Genomic DNA, 14,094 nt, shown 5'->3' with positions numbered 1-14,094 from the left:
CACTCATCGATGTATAATCATTGTAAAGGCCTTACAAAGAATAGAGGGATGGTTATGGCTCAGCGATTGGCTACAGAATATGTAAATGCGACAATGCAATTGACAGAATTTCAGATGAACCAGTTTCTGCTCACAGCCGATACCTGCTATATCAGCCATCGGGTGAAGGTACTTGGAGGTGGGGAACAGATGATTGTTCTCGAGGAAGCCGGGGGTGAGGAGGTGTGCCTGTCGGTAGAGCGTAAAGGCGATATCCATTGGTGCACACTTTCCTGCCGGGTGGTTAATCCCCATCTGAATAATGCCGTCCGCAAACTATTCGTCACCTATAAAGGAACGGGGACTGTGAATAGAATCTATCATGGGTTTACCATGATCTATTATTATGAGAGAGGTTCTGTCCGCCGGATCTCAGAATTGACGTCCTCTGGCAGCAAGCTGATCTATCAGCATAAGCACTCTCTTTCAGAAATGATGAATCTGTATAAGTCAGAAGCTATAGAGCGAGAGATAGAAGAACTGCGCCGGAATGTTGACCGTTTATTGGATCGGCGCAACGCCCTCAAATCTGCCATGAATCCCGATGATATTGATGGGGAGCTTGCATTCATAGCTCATAGATTGCTATTTTTAGAGGCTTAACGATACAATAGCTATATACTTGACAATCATTTCCCAGTGAAATGGTTGTATTTTTTTGAGAATCTATATAATTTTACTGGAAAAGGACCGATAAAAAGTATATGATAGATATTCACAGCCACATTTTGCCTTTTATGGATGACGGAGCCACCGACTGGGAAGCGGCCCTCTCCATGGCACAGGATGCCGTACAAGATGGCATTTCCACTGTTGTTGCCACACCACATCATGCTAATGGAATATATATGAACCCCGCCCCAACTATTGGACAAGCCGTGCAGCTGCTCAATGAGAGAATTCAGCAGGCTGGACTTCCTTTGCTTGTGCTTCCCGGCCAGGAGATCCGTATTTACGGGGATCTGCTGAATGATTTGGAGCAGAGTCAGTTGCTGACCCTGGCGGGTTCGAATTATATCCTGCTGGAAATGCCTTCTTCACGTGTGCCGCGCACAATGGAGGAGACCTGCCACGAGCTGGTTATTCAAGGCTTCGTTCCGGTCATCGCCCACCCGGAGCGCAATGCTGAGGTTGCCGCTAATCCCGCCAAATTAGAAAGATTAATAGAACTGGGAGCCGTGGGTCAGGTTACCGCCCAGAGTCTGGCCGGAACCTTTGGAAGCAAACTGCAGAAACTGTCGCTTGATCTGTGCCGCAGGAACGCTGTCCATATTATTGCATCGGATGCGCATGACAGTAGTCATCGTCCGTTTGGATTAAGTGAAGCTTTCAAGGTTGTGGAGAAAGAGCTGGGGACTGTGGCGTTCGACAATTTCCGTCAAAATTCGCAGAGAATCATCGCAAATGAGGAGCTAATCCGGGTCATTTATACTAATTCCGGCAAGAGACTTCATAGAATGTTCGGATTTTTTTCTCGTAAAGGGTGACCAACCTCTCAATTGATGGTAGAATGGGTATTACTGGATTATTGTTATATTTTATCAGATTAGTTTGAGTTAGGGCAGAACTTCTCTGATAGCGCAGCAGTATAAGAAACATAACTACATACAAAGAGGTGGATGAAAAGTGTCTTTGAAGAAGAAACTGGCAGTATCAACACTAGCAGTAAGCATGGCAGCAGCATCCGTAGCAGGGTTTCCGTTCAGCAGTGAAGGATTGGCTAAACATCTGACTGGCGTAGCATCTGCAGCAGCAGTCGATCACAACGCAGTAAAAACCAAGATTAAGGCGATCTACAGTAACCTGACTGCAACAGAAGTAACTTATTTGCAGAACTATTCCAAAGAAGTTGCTGGAATTGATAAGGCAAAGTTCGAAGATATTTTTGCACCAGTACTCGGCAAACTTAAACTCAGTGATGCAGATACAGCGACTTCCCTGAAACTCTTCAAGAGCGTATCCAGCGTAGTATATGATGTATATGCAAGTGATTTCGATGTTCTTAAAGGCATCCGTTATGATGTTGACAATGTTAAGCTGTTTAACAACATTGCAGCCAAAGCGAAAGTGGACAGCCTAAGCTTCGACGATATTCTTGATTTCTTCTTCGCTACTAACGGCGTAGAGGCAGAACTTCGTGCATTGCTGGGAAGTAAGTCTACTGCAGATATGATCAACCTCATCGGTAATCCAGAGTCCCAGAAGACCTTGGTTAAGGATGCTGTTTACAAAGTGCTTGAGCACAAGACTGGCGCAGGTGCACTGACTGTAAGTGATGCAGTATACAACTTGGGTATCACAGCAGATGATCTCGTGCAGACATTTGATAATGTGAATACACAGATCAAATCCGCAAAACCTGCTGCACAGGCACTTGCTCTCGCCTACATCCGTACTTATCCGCTTGTTTCTGGTGGTGGTACTGGAGGCGGTACTGGAGGCGGTACAACAGTTACTACTCCAGGTGCAACTCCTGGCGTTTATGATGTATCGGCTTTGGTAAGTGTTGTTAACGGTAAAGCAACATTGAAGCTGGTAGACGCTGATGTACTCAAAGCCTTTGATGCACTGTTGGCAGCTAACCCAGGTAAAACTGGTCTTACACTAACATTGAACTTGGGTACAGTGAACGCAACGACTGTAGAAGTTCCACTGTCCAAAGCGATTATTGAAGCTGCTAAAGCTAAAGGTATTGCGAATATCGCGGTTACCTTCAACGGGCTGACTGTTACAATTCCTGTAACCCAATTCAGCGAAGCAGTAACTTTGGCAGTAACTACAGAAGCTGACACCACAGTAACTTCTATCACTAGCCTGAAATTGGCTTCAAAAGTTTATTCCTTCGACCTGACAGTTGGTGGAGTAGCCACAACAACCTTCAAACAACCGCTGACAATTAAGCTTCCTCTGGTTGGTGCAGCATCGCTTGATAAAGAGCTTCTGTCTGTATCGAAGATTGTTTACGGCAAACTGCAGTTCCAAGGCGGCGTTGTTGATGGTGATTTCATCGTTGAGCCGCGAGACACCTTCTCTTCCTACGCAGTAGTTGAGAACAAAGTAAGCTTCAGCGATGTTGCCAGCGTACAAGCTTGGGCTGGAAGACAGATTCAGGTTGTAGCCGCTAAAGGCGCAATTGAAGGTATCGGCTCCGGCAAGTTTGCTCCTAAGAGCAATGTTACCCGCGCTGAATTCGCTAAGATGCTGATTCGTGCACTGAACCTCGAGAACAGCACGGCAACAGAAAGCTTCAGCGATGTAAGCTCTACTGCTTGGTATGCTCCATACGTTGCTGTTGCAGCTGAGAAGGGCATTATCACTGGACGCAATGCTTCAACCTTTGATCCGAATGCGACAATCACACGTGCTGAGATGGCTACAATGATCTCCCGTGCAGTGAAAGCACTCAAACCTTCTGCAACTGCTGATGCAACAGCACTAAGCAAATTCTCGGATGCAGCGAAGATCAGTGCTTCCCTGAAAGACGGCGTAGCCTTTGCAGCCAGCAATAACCTGGTTATCGGTAATGCAGGCAAGTTCAACCCGAATGCTACTGCTACCCGTGCAGAAGCAGCTGTAATCATCTATCGTACAATGAACTTCAAGTAAGAAGTGAAATAAGCAAGTGGAGAGCCTCCTCTCGTTAATGTGAGAGGGGGCACTTTTTTAGCGTGAATTGAAATATTACAGAAACAGCTTGGAGGGAAATTCACTTGTCAGCACAAGAATTGGATCTTCGCGATTATTTTCAGATTGTAAGAAAGAGACTGTGGATGATTGTAAGTATTGTTATCGTCGTCTGTCTTCTTGCCGGTGTGTATAGCCTGTACATTAAGAATCCGGTATATGAAGCGTCAACGAAGATTATTGTTAATCAGACACAGCAAGTGCAGTCAACAGCATCACAGCTGGATTTGAATCAGATTAATACTAATATTCAATTAATTAACACGTACAAGGAAATTATTAAGACACCAGCCATTCTGGATGTTGTAGCCAAAGACTATCCGCAATTTAATACTACTGCAGAAGAGTTGCTGAAGAAGGTTAATGTGAGTTCGGTAAATAATACGCAGGTGATGACACTTGTCGTTCGAGATAATTCTTATCAGAGAGCAGCAGAAATCGTGAATGCCATTTCACTTGTGTTCAAGCAGGAAATTCCCTCCCTGTTCAATGTACAGAACGTATCCATTTTGAATGAAGCTAAGCTTAATCCTACTGTTGCACCAGGACCGGTTGAACCTAATGTAGTGATGAACCTGGTAATTGCCTTTATCGTTTCACTGATGATCGGCCTGGGGATTGCCTTCCTGCTGGAGTACATGGATGACACCCTGAAGACGGAAGAGGATATTGAGAAATACCTGGGTCTGCCGACGATAGCAATGATAACCAGACTCGGACAAGAAGAAACCAAGTCTACAGAAACGCAAGCACAGAAGCTATCCAGAAAGGCAGGGGATCTTGAACATGTCACAGCAGCCAAATAAACAACGCCATCTGATTACCGTGACGAATCCGCGTTCGCCTGTATCGGAAGCATTCCGGGCTTTGCGGACTAATATTGACTTTTCTTCGATTGATGAGCAGATTCAGATCATTATGGTCACCTCCTCCGGACCTGAGGAAGGGAAATCCACAGTGACTGCGAACCTTGCGGCCGCCTATGCACAAGCAGATAAGAAAGTGCTTTTGATTGATGGGGACTTACGGAAGCCTACGGCGCACAAAACCTTTTCTTTAAGCAACCGTTACGGGTTATCTTCTTTGTTGTCACAGCAGGCAGATTTAAACGAGGTTATACAGGAATCTGGAGTTCCTAACCTCTACCTTATGACTTCTGGCCCGATTCCTCCGAATCCGGCGGAGATGATGGCTTCGAACCGGATGAGTACAGTCCTGCAGGAGCTTCGTCAGCAGTTTGATGTGATTCTATTCGATACCCCGCCGCTCTTAGCGGTTACGGATGCACAGATTGTGGCTTCCAAGAGTGATGGTGTTATTATGGTAGTCAGCTATGGCAAAGTGAAACGTGATATAGCTGTTAAGGCTAAGGCCAATCTTGATCGTGTAGGGGCGAAGATGCTGGGGGTAGTACTTAATAATGTCAAGCGCAAAGCTAGCGAAGGATACTATTATTACTACTACGGGAATTGACAGTGTTCGGTAGGGAAAATGTTATTTTTGGAGGCACTAAAAATGACAGCAAAATCTAGAGTGTTCGTATTGTTCTTCATTGATCTGGCCATCATTTGGTTCAGCATTGCTACCTCGTATTGGTTCCGGTTCTATGATGGTATCCCACATGATTATGTGGTCCAGATGCTGCAATTTGGCATGATCTCAACGATTGTTATTGGGGGAAGCTTAATCTATTTTGGTCTTTACCGGCGGATGTGGCAATATGCCAGTATTGGAGAGATTGTCTCCATTCTTAAGGCGATTGTAATTGGTTCCATTAGCTCCTATGTGATTGCACTGCTGCTCCTTCCGGGACGTATACCATTTGGAGTGGAAATTCGCTCAATGGAAACGATTCTAGTTTTGGTTGGCGGAGTTCGGTTCTTATGGAGAGTTTTTCGTAATGAGCGGATAACCAATAAAGAAACGGAAACCCATGCACTGATTGTTGGAGCAGGGGATTGCGGCATGCTGATCGCGAAGGAAATGATGGGGCCTTCCTTTGCTGATACGAGAATGATAGGGTTTATAGACGATGATCACAACAAATATCACATGTCAATCTTAGGCTTGCCGGTGCTAGGGAATCGATATGATCTGCCGAGGCTTGTCAAAGAAAAAGATATTCATGAGATCATTATTGCGATGCCATCGGTATCGAGAACCGAGATCTCAGAGATTATCAATCTAGCCAAAACTACGGGTGCTAAGCTTAAAATTATTCCCGCACTTAATGATCTGATTGCCGGGAAAATATCTGTGAAGAAGCTTCGTGATGTTAGCGTGGAAGATTTACTTGGACGTGAGCCGATTATCGCAGATTTAAATGGTATTCTTGGCTATGTTCATAATAAGACGGTTATGGTAACAGGTGCTGGCGGGTCTATTGGCTCGGAGTTATGCCGTCAGGTATCTCCCTTTGCTCCAGAGAAGCTTCTATTACTGGGTCATGGAGAAAATAGTATCTATACCATTGAAATGGAACTGCGTAAGAAATTTCCTGATCTTGAGATTGTTACGGTCATTGCAGATGTACAAGATCGCAACCGAATGATGGATGTATTCCGCACGTTCAGACCGCATGTTGTCTTTCATGCGGCAGCGCATAAACACGTTCCTCTGATGGAGCGCAATCCATCGGAAGCGATTAAGAATAATGTTTTCGGAACAAGGAATGTGGCGGATTGTGCGGACCGATTCGGAGCAGAGCGATTTGTGATGATTTCATCTGATAAGGCGGTCAACCCTACTAGCGTAATGGGAGCAACCAAGCGCATTGCAGAAATGTACGTACAGAGTCTGAATACTACAAGCCACACTAAGTTCTCTGCAGTGCGATTCGGTAATGTCTTAGGTTCCCGGGGTAGTGTAATACCAGCCTTCAAACAGCAAATTGCAGCTGGTGGACCTGTGACCGTTACCCATCCGGAGATGGTTCGCTACTTCATGACGATTCCTGAAGCTGTACAGTTGGTCATCCAATCCGGTTCTTTCGCCAAAGGCGGAGAAGTCTTTGTACTGGATATGGGTGAACCTGTGAAGATTCTTACCTTGGCCGAGGATTTGATAACCTTGTCAGGATACGAACCTTATAGGGATATCAATATTACGTTCTCTGGTATCCGCGAAGGTGAGAAGCTCTATGAAGAGCTCTTAACAGATGAAGAGAATCTGGGTTCGACTCAACATGATCGTATATTTATAGGTAAACCAAATGTAATCAGTCAGAATCAGCTAGAGCTGGAATTTAAGCGGCTGGAACGTGTATTAACGGAGGAACCAAGTGCAATCCGCGAAGTGATTAATCAGATTGTTCCCATGCAGCCTGTTGCGCATGCCGCTATTAGCTAACTATCTTGAAAGAAGGGATTACTATGTTCAACAAGAGATGGAAGAAAGTACTAGCGTGGTCTCTGTCTATAATTATAGTATTAGCAATTGGTGGATTGTTCGCTGCGAATTATGCGGTTGATAAATTAATGACCTCCATGGCCGGAGGCTTGGATTTAGAATCTAACAATGTATCAAATAACGGGAGCGTAATCGTGGAACCGACTATAGCACCTGCTGGAACGGTAAAGCCAAATGAAGCTGTTACAGATAACCCGGTTAGCAATTCAAATACCCCAACGGCAACTCCCTCAGCTGTATCAGCGCCTGCTTCAGAGACTGCAACTAGTCAGCCTGTCACGGCACAGAAGACAGCTGAGAATAGTGGAAGTATTGCTTCTCCTTCGGCAAAACCACAACCATCCAGTAGTCCAACTTCAGACAAGGATGCGGGTATCGGCGGATATACTGCACAGGTCTCAACGGATAAAGCTAAGCAAATACAAGAAAATGTTACGGTTAAGGAAAAAGCAGATGTAGCATCTATTGTAATGGGTCAATTAAGTGTATCGGATATCAAGCGTTTGCAGGAGTTGGCTTCTGGGGGACTAACCATTGATGAGAAACGCGAAGCACGCAGTATTATCCTTGGTAAAGTTTCAGAGGAACAATATAATGAACTTTCACAAATTGCGAAGAAGTATGGTGTAAGTGAAGGGAAAACGCAAGCTCAGGTAATAGCGGAAGAAGAAGCTTTGAAAGAAGGAAGTGGTCAATGATGAATAAAATAAAATTACCAGCAGCAGCTCTATTGCTACTTTTGTCTGTGGGTGCGGCACCTTTAACGGCATCAGCTCCTTTATCCGCATCAGCAGCATCGAGTGAAAAGGTAGTAGCTACTACTGTCAATGTGAAAACAAGTGTTACTAAAGTAAATACCATAGATGTTAAAATGACCTTTGATGGTGTTAAGCTGGTTCCGCCTTCCGGGCAAATGGTCTTTATTTATAATAATTCGACCTATGTTCCGCTACGTTTTATGTCTTATGCACTTCAAAAAACTGTAGCATGGGACGCAAAGAATCTTAAGGTTACAGTAAACGAACCTAACTCCTCAGAGTTAGTGGGAATTAAAGAATATTTAATGAATGTAACGAATACTCAGAATGCTTTTATTTCCAAGAGTGTATCTTTAAGCGATGTGAAAGCTAAATTTGTTTTTAATGGAAGTACCAAGACTCTCCCAGCAGGTCAATCCAGTTATATACTTAATGGTTCATTATATGTGCCGCTTCGTTTCCTTTCGGAATCAACGGGAAATGGAATTAAGTGGGATCAAAAGACAAAAACTATTACAGCAAGTTCTAAAAGTTATCTTGAACAATTGGATAAAGAAGGAGATACAGCGGGTACTGTGGGACAAACTTCTTCTCCAACAACAAGTCCTTCTCCATCTGCAGGTTCAGGTGCTGCGAGTAAGGTATCCTATGAAGACATTACCAGCGCAACAGAAGCTAAGCTTAATAGCCTGAAGTCACAAAGTCAATCAACCTTATTTAACACGGCTGTGGAATATTTGGCAGCCCAAGATGATACTAGCAAAGCAAACATTATTGCCAAGGGTAAACAACAACTAGCGTCATTCACAGCAAGCTTTAATAGTATTGTGGCTGATGCTGAGCAACAGTTGAAGGCAAATGGATATAGTACGGATATTATTAGTCAGTATCGAAGTGCCTTTGAGTCGGAAATTCAAAATGGATTGAATGCAGTTGCAGGCATGGCGGACTAAACTCCGCCTCTTATTTTATACAAAAGAGGTTGAGATATCATGAAGCCGTATTTAATAGTAAAGAGAATATTTGATTGTTTTTTTGCAAGTATACTTCTAGTTATAGCTTCCCCCATTATGTTAGCAGCAATCATTGCTATCAAGAAGGATTCTCATGGGCCTGTATTATTCAGGCAGGAACGGCCGGGACTTAATGGTAAGGTTTTTACAGTTTTTAAATTCCGTACAATGTCATTAGAAAAAGATTCGAAGGGAAACCTACTGCCCGATATAGAGAGAATGACTAAAGTAGGATCCTTTTTGAGAAAAAGTAGTATTGATGAGTTGCCTCAACTGATAAATGTTATTAAAGGTAATATGAGTTTTATAGGACCTCGCCCTTTATTAGTCCAATATCTCGAATACTATACACCTGAACAAGCTAGGAGACATGATGTTACTCCAGGAATTTCTGGTTGGGCTCAAGTTAACGGGCGAAATGCGATTAGCTGGGAAGAGAAGTTTAAGTATGATGTTTGGTATGTTGATCATATGTGTCTTTTATTAGATTTGAAAATAGTATATAAAACAATTAAAAATGTATTGGAGAGAGAAGGTATCAATAACTCTCAAACTGATACAATGCCTTTATTTACCAATTCAAAAAGCATATAGAATATATTAAGTTAAAGAAAGAGGATTTAACATGTATAATATTCTTTTTACGAGCGCCGGTAGAAGGGTTGAACTAGTGCAACAATTCATTAAAGCAAAAGCAGCTAAGGGAATGAGTGGGCGAATAGTTTGTGCTGATTTAAGTGAGCTTGCACCTGCATTGTATTTTGCCGATGGATCTATTAGCTTGCCTGAGATTAAAGATGCTCAATATATACCGGAATTGTTGAAAGCTTGCATCGAAGAAAAGATAAATCTGATTATTCCAACAATTGATACTGAACTTGATGTTCTGGTCAAAAATATCAACTTATTCAAAGAAAACAATATTGATATATTAATCTCTGATAGTAGTACGATTAGAATCTCTCAAGATAAAATGGAAACATATAGATTTTTTAAATCTTTAGACCTACATTCTCCTAAAAGTTATATAAAAGGAATGGAGTACACTGGAGAAGTACCATGCTTCATCAAACCACTTTCTGGGAGTTCCAGTATTAATGCTTTTAAAGTTAGAAACTCCAAGGAATTAGAGTTTTTTCAGTACTATATAGAGGACTATATTATTCAGGATTTGATAATTGGTGATGAATTTACCGTTGATGTATTCTGTGATTTCCATGGAAATCCAATATACATTACTCCTCGATTAAGAATCGCCACCCGTAGTGGGGAGGTTTTAAAAACAAAAATTGTTGAAGATCCAATCCTGACTCAACACATTCTAAATATAATTAAGAAATTAAAGCCTAATGGGCCTTTAACTATACAAGCTATTAAAAATCAAAGTGATGGAAACTATTATTTTATTGAAATTAATGCTCGTTTTGGTGGAGGAGCACCATTAAGTATGTTGGCGGGCGCTGATGCTGCAACTGCTTTATACGACTTAGTACAAGGTAAGGACTTAGAATTCAATGAGAAAGCTGCTACCGCTGAACTTGTGTTTTTAAGATTTGACCAAAATATTTCTATTAAAAAAAATGAAGAAGGTTTTTATGCACAATATTAAAGCCATTATATTTGATCTAGACGATACACTCTATCAAGAAGAAGACTACGTTAAAAGTGGATTTAAATATGTTTCAAACTTAATTGAACTTAAAACTGCTTTAGGAGCAGATTATGTATATGATCAATTGCTCCTTCTTTTCGAAAATGATAAAAGCAGAGTGTTTAATCGATTTTTAGAATTGCAAGAAATAACTGATGCTGAATTAGAGTCTCTAATTATCCAAGAGTACAGACATCATAAGCCATCAATTTCTTTATTGCCTGAAAATATCGAAATTCTTCAATGGTTAAAAAATCAAGGATTTATGATTGGAATTATCACAGATGGGCGCCCAGAAGGACAGAAAAACAAAATTGAAGCTTTAGGGTTATATGATTATTGTAATCATGTCATTGTGACCGATGAATTAGGTGGTATTGAATTTAGAAAACCTAATAAGATTGGGTTTATCAATATGCTGACACATTTTAAAATTAAACCGGATGAAGCAATTTATCTCGGAGATAATCCAACCAAAGATTTTGTAGCATGTAATAATCTGGGGATGAAAACGATTATGTTAGTAAATGGAAAAGGGTTATATTCACAAGAAGTAGAAGATCCAGATTATTTCGCTAATATTTCGATTCAAAGCTTAGAGGAATTAAAGACAATATTAGAAAGTTGGGAAAGTTAATGAACAGTGAGAGAATATTTCTATCGCCCCCTCACATGAGCGGCAATGAAATGAAATACATACAAGAAGCATTTGATACTAATTGGATTGCTCCATTAGGTATAAATGTGGATAAATTTGAAGAAGAAATCTGTGAATATGTGGGGGTGAATCATGCCCTTGCACTTTCCTCTGGAACAGCCGGAATCCATTTGGCATTGAAGTATTACGGGGTGGGCCCGGAAGACTATGTCTTCTGTTCAGATTTAACTTTTGCAGGTAGTTGTAATCCCATAATGTATCAATATGCAAACCCGGTATTTATTGATTCGGAACCGAACACCTGGAATATGTCTCCGCTAGCATTAGAAAAGGCCTTTGAATGGGCTAAAAATGTGAACAAGATGCCTAAAGCTGTTATTATTGTTGATCTATATGGACAAAGCGCTGATTACGATCAACTATTGCCTATATGCAAAAAATATGGGGTGCCGGTAATTGAGGACGCTGCTGAGGCTCTTGGTGCAACATATAAAGGGAAAAAGTGTGGAACGTTTGGTGATATTAGTATTTTTTCTTTTAATGGTAACAAGATTATAACTACCTCAGGTGGCGGAATGGTTGTCTCTAATGACGAAGATGCAATTAAGAAAATGCGGTTTTGGGCTACCCAATCCAGAGAGAATGCTAAGCATTATGAACATAAAGAAGTTGGTTATAATTATCGAATGTCTAATATTTGTGCGGGAATTGGAAGGGCACAGTTACAAAACATAAATAAGTTCATCGATAGTAGAAAATATTTATTTGAACAATATACAGCGAAGTTTACGGGTCTTCCGCTAGCTTCGATGCCTATTAATAAATCAGGTTCTCCTAATTACTGGTTATCAGTATTTACGATAGATAAATTAAACGAATATACTCCTTTAAATATTATTGAATGCCTTGAAGCAAAAAATATTGAATCTCGTCCTTTATGGAAACCAATGCATATGCAAGAACTGTTTAGTGATTATCCTTTCTTCAGTCATAATGATGTGGAAATAGTTGGTGAAAATTTATTCAAACTAGGTGTGTGTCTACCTTCAGGATCTTCAATGAATGAATCACAGCAAAATACTATCATTAAAATAATTAAAGAATTATTTGATTCATTTTAAAGTAAGGTGTCATAGCTGATTTTCTGATTTTGTTTATGCGAAATGTAAGGGGTAAAGATATGAAAATATTATATGTGACCACAATATCAAATACAATTAATGCATTTTTGGTGCCACACATTAAAATGTTGATCGAACAAGGTCATGAAGTAGATATAGCATGCAATATAAATAAAGATATTGATTCAGAATTGTTGGATTTTGGTTGCAAAGTGTATAATGTGCCTTTTCATCGTTCCCCATTTCAAAAGGGGAATCTTATTGCAATGAGTATGATAAATAAATTAGTTGCTCTAGGGAAATATGAAATGATTCATTTGCATACTCCAATCGCCTCGTTCTTTACTAGACTTGCATGCAGAAAGAAAAAGAATTTAAAAATATTGTACACCGCCCACGGATTTCATTTTTATAAGGGTGCTCCAATTAAAAATTGGATAATATACTATCCAATTGAACTTTTAGCTAGCAAGTGGACTGATGGAATAATTGTAATTAACGATGAAGATTGTTTAGCTGCAAAAAAGCTGAGATTGAGAAGAAAGAATGCTGTATTCAAAACATCTGGCGTAGGATTAGACCTGGATAAATACTCAATTCCTAGTTTTGAAGAAAAAAGTAAATTGCGAAAAGAGTATGACTATAAAATGAATCGATTTATTTTGTTCTATGCTGCGGAATTAAACGATAATAAAAATCAAGAACTTCTAATAAATGCAGTTTATTTACTAAAGGAAAAATATCCTGATTTACTGTTATTACTTGCAGGCGAAGGCCCATTAAGAGATAAACTCGAACAGAAGATTTTAGATTTAGGTTTATCTGACAACGTCACACTCCTAGGATATAGAAATGATATTTCTCAATTGTTAAAAATTTCTGATATAGCAGTGGCTTCATCTAAAAGAGAAGGTCTTCCAGTAAATATTATGGAGGCTATGGCAACAGGACTTCCTCTTATTGCTACAGATTGTAGAGGACAACGCGATCTTATAACTAATAGTAGAAATGGTTATATCATAAGCTTGAAAGATATTAAAGGATTTGCAGAAGCTATTGTGAAAGTAAGGGAATCTAAAACTCTCAGAGATGATTTTTCTAAAAATAATTTAATTGATGTTAATAAATATTCTTTAATTAATGTAATGTTAGAAATGAATCGAATTTATGAACCATTAACTGAAAAGATGAACGTAGTTAATATTAATATAACTTTTTAAGTGAATAAGTTATAAATTTGAATGGAAGTTATAAAGTATTAACTGGGAATTGTATAGATTTTAAGTCTTTACACTTGCGGAAACTTTAATATTATTTATTATTGAAAGGCCTTGGGGCAAAGTGTATTTTGATGAATCTCAAAAAAACATTCTGCTTAACTCGACTTTTTTTGTGAAAAATGAAATTTGAAATTTTGTTTCTTAGTAATTAAATGTATTGGTGGGGGGATGAATTATCCTATATTTATATATATGTTGTCTTGCTATATCATTTATATATTTTTATAAAATGATCAGATCAAAAGAAATGTTAAATAATTTTCATTGGTATTTGCTTGGACAAAATTTATTTATTTTATTGCCGTTTACAATGATAAAATTATTTGATTTAGAATTCAAGCTAGTTCAATCAAAAAATGTTGAATTACTTAGTCTAATAATTATGTTTCTATCAGATGGTATTATACTTTTAGTATATAAATTTAATTTGAGAAAAAAAGATGAATTTATAGTTCGTTATAATAGTGTTATGAACAAATTCA

At 39.7% G+C, this 14,094-nt stretch carries 14 protein-coding genes; all 14 read left to right on the top strand.

Annotated elements, in window-relative coordinates; all coding sequences use genetic code 11:
* Positions 1-54 precede the first annotated feature (54 nt).
* Entirely contained in the window at positions 55-642 is a 588-nt protein-coding gene (locus L6H70_RS17490; RefSeq protein ID WP_236335245.1) for a non-ribosomal peptide synthetase module, read from the top strand.
* A 101-nt stretch (positions 643-743) separates the two neighbouring features.
* Positions 744-1,526: a tyrosine-protein phosphatase gene (locus L6H70_RS17485; protein ID WP_236335244.1), complete on the top strand. Its 783-nt coding sequence runs from the start codon at positions 744-746 to the stop codon at positions 1,524-1,526.
* 145 nt (positions 1,527-1,671) lie between these two features.
* Entirely contained in the window at positions 1,672-3,645 is a 1,974-nt protein-coding gene (locus tag L6H70_RS17480) for an S-layer homology domain-containing protein (protein ID WP_236335243.1), read from the top strand.
* A gap of 104 nt (positions 3,646-3,749) precedes the next feature.
* Positions 3,750-4,529, top strand: coding sequence for a YveK family protein (locus L6H70_RS17475; RefSeq protein WP_236335242.1), 780 nt, complete (start codon positions 3,750-3,752; stop codon positions 4,527-4,529).
* Positions 4,510-5,196 carry a CpsD/CapB family tyrosine-protein kinase gene (locus tag L6H70_RS17470; protein ID WP_054942750.1) on the top strand — a complete coding sequence of 229 codons (687 nt, stop codon included), beginning with the start codon at positions 4,510-4,512 and terminating at the stop codon, positions 5,194-5,196. Before L6H70_RS17475 ends, L6H70_RS17470 begins: the two co-directional genes overlap by 20 nt.
* A gap of 42 nt (positions 5,197-5,238) precedes the next feature.
* Entirely contained in the window at positions 5,239-7,071 is a 1,833-nt protein-coding gene (locus tag L6H70_RS17465) for a polysaccharide biosynthesis protein (protein ID WP_236335241.1), read from the top strand.
* Between the two features lie 23 nt (positions 7,072-7,094).
* Positions 7,095-7,829: a hypothetical protein gene (locus L6H70_RS17460; RefSeq protein ID WP_236335239.1), complete on the top strand. Its 735-nt coding sequence runs from the start codon at positions 7,095-7,097 to the stop codon at positions 7,827-7,829.
* Positions 7,829-8,842, top strand: coding sequence for a copper amine oxidase N-terminal domain-containing protein (locus L6H70_RS17455; protein ID WP_236335237.1), 1,014 nt, complete (start codon positions 7,829-7,831; stop codon positions 8,840-8,842). The genes L6H70_RS17460 and L6H70_RS17455 overlap by 1 nt, the downstream gene beginning before the upstream one ends.
* A gap of 39 nt (positions 8,843-8,881) precedes the next feature.
* Positions 8,882-9,496 carry a sugar transferase gene (locus L6H70_RS17450; protein ID WP_236335235.1) on the top strand — a complete coding sequence of 205 codons (615 nt, stop codon included), beginning with the start codon at positions 8,882-8,884 and terminating at the stop codon, positions 9,494-9,496.
* A 31-nt stretch (positions 9,497-9,527) separates the two neighbouring features.
* Positions 9,528-10,511, top strand: a complete 984-nt coding sequence (locus L6H70_RS17445) for an ATP-grasp domain-containing protein (protein WP_236335233.1) — start codon at positions 9,528-9,530, stop codon at positions 10,509-10,511.
* On the top strand, positions 10,498-11,190 hold the full coding sequence (locus tag L6H70_RS17440) for an HAD family hydrolase (protein ID WP_236335231.1): 693 nt from the start codon (positions 10,498-10,500) through the stop codon (positions 11,188-11,190). The genes L6H70_RS17445 and L6H70_RS17440 overlap by 14 nt, the downstream gene beginning before the upstream one ends.
* Positions 11,190-12,332 carry a DegT/DnrJ/EryC1/StrS family aminotransferase gene (locus tag L6H70_RS17435; RefSeq protein ID WP_236335228.1) on the top strand — a complete coding sequence of 381 codons (1,143 nt, stop codon included), beginning with the start codon at positions 11,190-11,192 and terminating at the stop codon, positions 12,330-12,332. The genes L6H70_RS17440 and L6H70_RS17435 overlap by 1 nt, the downstream gene beginning before the upstream one ends.
* Positions 12,333-12,391: 59 nt before the next feature.
* Entirely contained in the window at positions 12,392-13,552 is a 1,161-nt protein-coding gene (locus tag L6H70_RS17430) for a glycosyltransferase family 4 protein (RefSeq protein ID WP_236335226.1), read from the top strand.
* Between the two features lie 289 nt (positions 13,553-13,841).
* A partial coding sequence (locus L6H70_RS17425; RefSeq protein ID WP_236335224.1) for a hypothetical protein occupies positions 13,842-14,094 on the top strand: 253 nt, incomplete at its 3' end.

The organism is Paenibacillus auburnensis, assembly GCF_927798115.1.
Classification (GTDB): Bacteria; Bacillota; Bacilli; order Paenibacillales; family Paenibacillaceae; genus Paenibacillus_AQ; species Paenibacillus_AQ auburnensis.
This window is presented reverse-complemented; position numbering and strand designations above follow the sequence as displayed.